Consider the following 7,850-nt stretch of genomic DNA (forward strand, 5'->3'; position numbering starts at 1 on the left):
GCCGAAGGGGCTACGAGCCGGACTCGCCCGCGTGCGGGCTCAGCACGTCCGTGCCGATCAGCACGAACAGCAGGATGCCCAGGAGGATCCGGTAGATCACGAAGGGCATGAAGCTCTTGGTCGAGATGAACTTCATGAACCACGCGATCACGACGTAGCCCACGAAGAAGGCGATGACCGTCGCGAAGATCGTCGGCCCCCAGGAGATATGGCCCGGGTTCTCCACGACGTCCTTGATCTCGAACGCTCCCGAGGCCAGCACGGCCGGGATCGCGAGGAGGAAGGAGTAGCGGGCCGCGGCCTCACGGGTGAAGCCGAGCAGCAGACCGCCGGAGATCGTCGCGCCGGACCGGGAGACGCCCGGGATCAGGGCCATCGCCTGGCAGAGACCGAAGATCAGACCGTCCTTGACGCCCAGCTGCTGCAGCGTCTTGCGCTCGCGGATCGCGCGGTGCCGGCCGCCCTCCTCGTCGCGGGCGGCCAGCCGGTCGGCGACGCCGAGCACGATGCCCATGAGGATCAGGGTGGTGGCCGTCAGCCGCAGGTCGCGGGCCGGGCCCACGATCGCGTCCTTGAAGACCAGGCCGAGGACGCCGATCGGGATCGAGCCGACGATCACCAGCCAGCCCATCTTGGCGTCCTGCTCGGAGCGCAGCCCCTTGTTGAACAGGGAGCGGAACCAAGTGGAGACGATCCGCGCGATGTCCTTGCGGAAGTAGATCAGCACGGCGGCTTCGGTGCCGATCTGGGTGATCGCGGTGAAGGCCGCTCCTGGGTCGTGCCAGCCGGCGAACGCCGCGGTCAGCCGCAGGTGGGCGCTGGAGGAGATCGGGAGGAACTCCGTAAGCCCCTGGACGAGACCGAGGATTAGGGATTCGAACCAGCTCATGTCGGGGTGCGCTCGTCCTTGTGATCGTCGGGCAGTTCGCGTCCGATGCTAGGGCCCGTGCGAAGCGGCGCTGACCACAGGGGGGTGCTGGGGCACCAGTTCGGGCACCCGGTGCTCGGTTCGAGGGGGTGTCAGACGGTGTCGCTTGCGCCATGCGACGACCCCTCCGCCCACGAGCGAGACGACGATGAAGCCGAACGAGGCGAGGAACGCGGGCGATCCGGGCGAGGAGGCACTGGCCCCCGCGATCACGTACGCGGCGGTGTTCGGAACGACCCCGATCGCCGTGGCGAGCAGGAAGGGACCCCAGCCGCACCGCGACACGGCGGCACAGTAGTTGGCGACCACGAACGGCACACCGGGAAAGATCCGGACCGCCAGCATCGAGCGGAAACCGTGCCGGCTGAGCTGGCCGTCGGCCGCCTGGAGCCAGCGCCCGCGCAGGAACGGCCGCAAAGCCTCCTGGCCCATGAGCCGGCCCAGCCCGAAGGAGATCCCGGCGCCCAGCACCGTGCCGCCGACCGCCGCGACGAGGCCGAACTGGGTGCCGAAGACGGCTCCCGCGGCCAGATTGAGCAGGGGGCGCGGCACGAACGCGGCCGTGCACACGCCGTACGCGGCTGCGAACAGAAGGACCGCCGTGCCCACCGGGAGCCCCGGGGGCCAGCCCTCCGAGAGGATGCGCTGGGGCTCGTACAGCAGCACGCACACGCCCGCCGCCACGAGCAGCACGACGAGCACCGACAGCCGGGTCCACGGCGCGAGGAGGAGGGACATCCCGGGAGACTAGCCCACGTATACGGCGGTGCGCCGTAATCTGGGCCTCATGCAGTCGAACGACCGGCTACCCCCGCGAGTTCCCCGCAGCGCCCTCGCGGACACCCTGCTGGAGCGGCTGCCCGGGGCGTACACGGCCGCCGCCGATCCCGTACGGGCCGGGGCCATGGCCGCGTACATGAAGGACGTCGCGCCCTTCCTCGGCATCCCCACCCCGCTGCGCCGGGAACTGTCCAAGACCGTGACCAAGGACACTCCGGAACCGTCCGAGACGGACTGCGCGGCGCTCGGCCTGCGCTGCTGGCTGCTCCCGGAGCGCGAGTACCAGTACTTCGCGGTGGACTACCTGCGCCGCCACACCGCCCGCTGCTCCTCCGGCTTCCTGCCGGTGCTCCGGCACCTGATCGTCACCGTCCCCTGGTGGGACACCGTCGACCTGCTGGCTGCGCACACGGTCGGACCGCTGGTGGCCGCCGACCCGGAGCTCGCGTCCGTGATGGACGAGTGGATCGAGGACGACAACCTCTGGCTCGCCCGCACCGCGCTGCTCCACCAGCTCCGCTTCAAGTCCGCGACCGACACCGGCCGGCTCTTCGGATACTGCCGCAGCCGGGCCGGCCACCCCGACTTCTTCGTACGCAAGGCGATCGGCTGGGCCCTGCGCGAGTACGCGAAGACGGACCCGGAAGCCGTACGCGCCTTCGTCGAGGCCGAACGAGGCTCCCTGGCACCGCTGTCCGCACGCGAGGCACTCAAGAACCTGGCCTCTTCCTGACGCGGGGTCGAGGACCCCTGACTTCCCCTCCAGCGTGACGACATGAGCGCCCGAGGCGTCTGCGACCACGCCGTAAATCATTCGACGGGCCCCGGACCGTCCGGCAGGATCAGCGGCATGAACCGGTATGCCTTCCTCGCAGCGCCGTCCGCAGTCGCGGACGCGCCGAAGGCTGCCGCCATCACGGGCGCACCGGAAGGCGCACCCGCATTCGCACCCGTCTTCGCCGCATTCGACGGCGCACGAAGCTGACCCTTCCCGGATCGTCCGGCGGACCCCGCAGGGGGAGGGTCGGCTCGACCTCGGGGTCCCGCTCCAGCTTCCGGACACGGGAATGAATCATGGCCAAGACGGCCTTCGTGCGCACCAAGCCGCACCTCAACATCGGCACCATGGGTCACGTCGACCACGGCAAGACCACCCTCACCGCCGCCATCACCAAGGTCCTCGCCGAGCACGGCGGCGCCTCCTTCGTGCCCTTCGACCGCATCGACCGGGCCCCCGAGGAGTCCCGGCGCGGCATCACCATCAACCTCACGCACGTCGAGTACGAGACCGACACCCGGCACTACGCCCACGTGGACATGCCCGGTCACGCCGACTACATCAAGAACATGGTCACGGGCGCCGCCCAACTCGACGGCGCGATCCTCGTCGTCTCCGCGCTCGACGGCGTCATGCCACAGACCGCCGAGCACGTGCTCCTCGCCCGGCAGGTCGGCGTCGACCACATCGTGGTGGCATTGAACAAGGCCGACGCCGGGGACCCCGAGCTCACCGACCTGGTCGAGCTGGAGGTCCGGGAGCTGCTCACCGCGCACGGATACGGCGGCGACGCCGCGCCGGTCGTACGGGTCTCCGGACTCGGGGCGCTGGAGGGTGACCCGCGGTGGACGGGGGCGATCCAGGCGCTGCTCGACGCGGTGGACACGTACGTACCGACCCCCGTGCGCTACACGGACGCGCCGTTCCTGCTGCCGGTCGAGAACGTGCTGACCATCACCGGGCGCGGGACCGTCGTGACCGGCGCCGTCGAGCGCGGCACCGTACGCCTCGGGGACCGCGTGGCGGTCCTCGGCGGTGACGGCGAGCCGGTCGAGACGGTCGTCACCGGGCTGGAGACCTTCGGAAAGCCGATGGAGGCCGCCGAGGCCGGGGACAATGTCGCCCTGCTGCTGCGCGGGGTGCCGCGCGACGGCGTACGCCGCGGGCACGTGGTGGCCGCGCCGGGCAGCGTGACGCCGCAGCGCCGGTTCACGGCGCAGGTGTACGTGCTCTCCGGGCGCGAGGGCGGCCGTACGACACCGGTCGCCAGCGGCTACCGGCCGCAGTTCTACATCCGGACCGCCGACGTGGTCGGGGACGTGGACCTGGGCGAGGCCGCCGTGGCCCGGCCGGGGGAGACGGTCACGATGACCGTGGAGCTCGGCCGGGACGTCCCGTTGGAGTCGGGGCTCGGCTTCGCGATCCGAGAGGGCGGGCGCACCGTCGGCGCGGGGACGGTGACGGCCGTACTGGGGTGACCCGGAGCTGATCCGGACCCCTCTGTGGTGGCGGTGGCCCGGCTACGCCAGACTGCCGTCACCACAGGCATGCGCGGAGGGGCGGGCGAAATGAGCGGCGACACGGCACTGGTGCTCGGCGGTGGGGGGCTGACGGGCATCGGCTGGGAGTGCGGAATCCTGTACGGCCTCGCCCGGGCGGGCGTGGACCTCACCACCGCCGACCTGGTCGTCGGTACCTCCGCCGGTTCCGTGGTCGGGGCCCAGCTCACCTCCGGCCTGCTCACCGCGCAGGAGCTGTACGAGCGCCAGCTCGGGGACTCCACCGGCGAGGCCGCGGCGAGACTGGGGGCCGGCCTCCTCGCCCGGTACGCCGTCGCGATGGCGCGCTCGCGCACCGCGGAGGCCTACCGGCAGCGGGTCGGCGCCATGGCCCTGGCCGCCGACACCGGCGCAGGCACCGAGGCCGAGCGGCGCAAGGTCCTGGCCGCCCGGCTGGTCTCCCATGAGTGGCCCGAGCGGCGGCTCGTCGTCACGGCGGTGGACGCCCTCACCGGTGAGCTCAAGGCGTTCGACCGGGGGAGCGGCGACGGGCTCGTCGACGCGGTCTCGGCGAGCTGTGCGGTGCCCGGGGTGTGGCCGCCCGTCACGGTCGCCGGCCGCCGCTTCATCGACGGCGGAATCCGCTCCGCCACCAATGCCGACCTGGCCGCCGGCTACGCGCGCGTGGTGATCCTCGCCCCGATGTCGCTCGGCTCGGGACTGGTCCCCTCGCCGTCGGCGCAGGCCGAGCGGTTGCGGGAGGCGGGTGCGCGGGTCCTGCTGATCACCCCGTCCGCGGCCGCCCGCAAGGCCTTCGGGCGCAACGTACTGGATCCGGCGCGGCGTGACCCGGCCGCGCGGGCGGGCCTGGCGCAGGCCGAGGAGCACGCGGGGGAGACGGCGGCCGTCTGGTCGACCGGGGTCGCCTGAGGGCTGTTCGAAGCCCGCCCGGCCGCTGCCGGACAATGGAGCGGTGAGCGACGAACAGATCCCGGTCGTCCGGGACGTGGGCCAGGGCACCGCCAAGCTGATGCCGGACGTGGACCGGGACCGGGCCTGGCTGCTGACCGTCGACGGGGCCCCGCAGTCGTACGTGGACCTGGACGATCCGCAGCACCTGGAATTCGAGTACGTACGCCGCCTCGCGCACGTCCTGGACTGCGTCGCCGAGCCCGGGCTCGCGCTGGACCTCCTGCACCTCGGCGGCGGCGCGCTCACCCTGCCGCGCTACGCCGCGGCCACCCGGGCCGGATCCCGGCAGAGCGTCGTCGAGTTCGACGAGGGCCTGGTCGACCTGGTGACCGAGCACCTGCCCCTGGCGGCGGGCTCCGGGGTCACCGTGCACACCGCCGACGCCCGGGCCTGGCTGGAGGCCGCGCCCGCCGCGAGCGTGGACCTGGTGGTGGCCGACGTGTTCGGCGGCTCGCGGGTGCCGGCGCAGCTGACGTCGGTGGAGTACGCCCGGGCGGCCGCGCGGGTGCTGCGGCCCGGCGGGCTGTACGCGGCGAACCTGGCCGACGGAGCGCCCTTCGACTTCCTGCGGGCGCAGGTGGCGAACTTCGCGGAGGCGTTCGCGGAGCTGGCGCTGATCGCCGAGCCGGCCGTGCTGCGGGGGAGGCGGTTCGGGAACGCCGTGCTGCTGGCCTCGGACGCCCCGTTGGAGGTGGGGGCGCTGGCCCGCAAGTGCGCGGCCGACGTCTTTCCCGCGAGGGTGGAGTACGGGGACGGACTGGCCCGGTTCCGGAAGGGTGCGGCGCCGGTGGCCGACGCGGACGCGGCCCCTTCGCCGGCGCCGCCGGAGGGTGCGTTCTGCCTGGGGTGAGCGGTCGGGGCCGACGGCGCTGCAGTGCCTGACGGTGCTTCAGCGGCCGACGGCGTCGGCGGTGCCGGGGGCCGGCTCGGTCGCGGCCACCGGGGCGATGGTCTTGCCGTGGGCCCTGCGGGTCATGCGGCGGACGTCCGGAACGAGCAGGACGAGGGCGGTGGGCACGACGACCAGCACCGCACAGCCCCACAGGGCCTCGGTGCGCCCGAAGGCCGATTCGGCGGGCCCGGCCAGGGCGGTGGCGAGCGGAAGCATCGACACCGAGCCGAACCAGTCGTAGGCGGTGACCCGGGAGAACTTCTCCTCCGGGATCTCCTGGTGCATCGCGGTCATCCAGTTCACGCCGAAGACCTCTATCGCGGCGCCGCTGACGAACATCACCACGCACAGCCCCCACACGGGCAGCGGCACGGCGAGCCCCGCCGAGGGCAGCGCCAGCGGGAACACGCACAGCGTGCCGACGAGAAGCAGGCGGCGCGGCTTCCACGCCATCATCAGCACGGCCCCGGCGATGGTGCCGACGCCGAAGAAGGCCAGGGCCACGCCCCAGGGCGCGGGCCCGCCCAGTTGGTCCCGGGCGACCAGGGGCCCGTAGACGGCGTCCGCGGCGCCGACGACGGCGACCACGACGGAGAACTGGAGCACGATGCTCCACAGCCAGGGGCGGGTCCGGACCTCCACCCAGCCCTCGCGCAGATCGGCCAGCAGACCGCCGCCGGGAGCCCGGTCGGCAACGTGGCTGACGTCGAGGAAGGCCCGCAGGGCGCCGGCGACCGCGAAGGCCGCCGCGTCGGCGGCCAGGACCCAGCCCGGTCCCACCGCGGCGATCATCGCTCCGCCGAGGGCCGCGCCGCCGATGCCGGCGCCGTTGATCGCCATGCGGAAGAGCGCGAAGGCGCGGTTGGAGTGTTCACCGGAGACGGTGGAGAGCAGCATGCCCTCGGCCGCGGGATTGAAGAAGGCCGTACCGGTGCCGCACAGGGCGGTCAGCAGCATCATCTGCCACAGCTGGGGTTCGCCCGCGAGGACGAGGACGGCGAAGGCGGCCTGCGAGAGGCAGTTCAGGACGTTGGCCGCGACCATCACACGGTGGCGGGGCAGCCGGTCGGCTATGGCCCCGCCGATGAGCAGGAAGAGGACGAGCGGCAGCGTGCGGGCGGCCGCGATCAGTCCGACGTCGCCGACGGATCCGCCGGCCTCCATCACGGCGAAGGCGGCCGCGATGTGCGCTCCGTGGCTTCCCAGGTTCGTGATGATCGCCGCACCCGTGAGTAGGCTGTAGTTGCGGCCGGCCCAGTCGGGTCGGCGGCGGTTCGCGGCCGTACGGGGTATTGCGGTGCGGGGAGAGCTCACCCCCGGACTATCCCCGCCCCGGGCCGAGAATCCAAACGGATCGGCCGGCCCGGGACGTGGGGCGTGGGATCAGGGGGTGCTGAGCCGGATGGAACTGATGATCTTGTCGGAGACCTCGGTCGGAACCTCGTCCTTCACGCCGGCCGCGCTGATGAGCACGAAGCTGGCGAAGTCACCGACGGCGTTCTTGAAACCGAAGCCGATCGCCTTGCCGTCGGTGGAGCACTTGTGCTCCTTCTTCAGGTTCGAAGCGGTCGCCACCATCATGTGGCCCTTGAGCCCGGAGGAGCTCGTGAACTCCTTGGCCGGCCCCTCCTTGACCGTTCCCTTGGGCTCCTTCTGGGCGAAGGCCGCCCACGCCCAGAAGGCGGTGTTGTCGGTCGCCACCTGCGCCGTGTCCTTGGCGCCCTGGGCCCCCTTGACGCCGGTGTCCGCGAGCGAGAACTTCTCGACCCTGCCGTCCGCGTCCTTGTCGACCGTGCACCACTCTTCCTTGAGGGTGGCGGTGCCGGTCATCGTGATGATCGGCTTGCCGTCGTTCTTGACCTCGTCGTGGAAGGAGAGGATCACGCCGGAATCGTTGACGTTCCACTCGGGGGGCACGTCGTAGACGACGCCGTACTTCGTGTTGACGACGGCCTTCCAGCCCGGGATGACCGGCTGGACGGCTCCGCCGGCCCTCGGGTT

At 72.2% G+C, this 7,850-nt stretch carries 7 protein-coding genes and 1 pseudogene; 4 read left to right on the plus strand and 4 right to left on the minus strand.

The window, feature by feature from the left end:
• Positions 1–10: 10 nt before the first annotated feature.
• Together ACWGIU_RS22630 and ACWGIU_RS22635 are read right to left on the minus strand one after the other, a co-directional pair.
• Positions 11–889 (minus strand): undecaprenyl-diphosphate phosphatase, encoded by an 879-nt coding sequence (locus tag ACWGIU_RS22630; RefSeq protein ID WP_453708473.1) that lies wholly within the window; start codon positions 887–889, stop codon positions 11–13.
• Positions 890–937: 48 nt separating this feature from the next.
• Positions 938–1,666 (minus strand): TVP38/TMEM64 family protein, encoded by a 729-nt coding sequence (locus ACWGIU_RS22635; RefSeq protein WP_453708475.1) that lies wholly within the window; start codon positions 1,664–1,666, stop codon positions 938–940.
• A 49-nt stretch (positions 1,667–1,715) separates the two neighbouring features.
• Between ACWGIU_RS22635 and ACWGIU_RS22640 the strand changes: the two genes are divergently transcribed.
• From ACWGIU_RS22640 to ACWGIU_RS22655, 4 genes are all read left to right on the plus strand, one after another.
• Positions 1,716–2,441 (plus strand): DNA alkylation repair protein, encoded by a 726-nt coding sequence (locus ACWGIU_RS22640; RefSeq protein ID WP_453708477.1) that lies wholly within the window; start codon positions 1,716–1,718, stop codon positions 2,439–2,441.
• 341 nt (positions 2,442–2,782) lie between these two features.
• On the plus strand, positions 2,783–3,964 hold the full coding sequence (gene tuf / locus ACWGIU_RS22645) for an elongation factor Tu (RefSeq protein WP_453708479.1): 1,182 nt from the start codon (positions 2,783–2,785) through the stop codon (positions 3,962–3,964).
• A 90-nt stretch (positions 3,965–4,054) separates the two neighbouring features.
• Positions 4,055–4,915, plus strand: coding sequence for a patatin-like phospholipase family protein (locus tag ACWGIU_RS22650; protein ID WP_453708481.1), 861 nt, complete (start codon positions 4,055–4,057; stop codon positions 4,913–4,915).
• Between the two features lie 100 nt (positions 4,916–5,015).
• Positions 5,016–5,807 carry a spermidine synthase gene (locus ACWGIU_RS22655; RefSeq protein WP_453708485.1) on the plus strand — a complete coding sequence of 264 codons (792 nt, stop codon included), beginning with the start codon at positions 5,016–5,018 and terminating at the stop codon, positions 5,805–5,807.
• 39 nt (positions 5,808–5,846) lie between these two features.
• Here the strand turns inward: ACWGIU_RS22655 and ACWGIU_RS22660 are convergent, their stop codons facing one another.
• Together ACWGIU_RS22660 and ACWGIU_RS22665 are read right to left on the minus strand one after the other, a co-directional pair.
• Entirely contained in the window at positions 5,847–7,163 is a 1,317-nt protein-coding gene (locus ACWGIU_RS22660) for an MFS transporter (protein WP_453708483.1), read from the minus strand.
• Between the two features lie 69 nt (positions 7,164–7,232).
• Positions 7,233–7,850 (minus strand): annotated as a pseudogene (locus ACWGIU_RS22665) (hypothetical protein); the annotation flags it as partial.

The organism is Streptomyces sp. NPDC054840 (assembly GCF_053611065.1).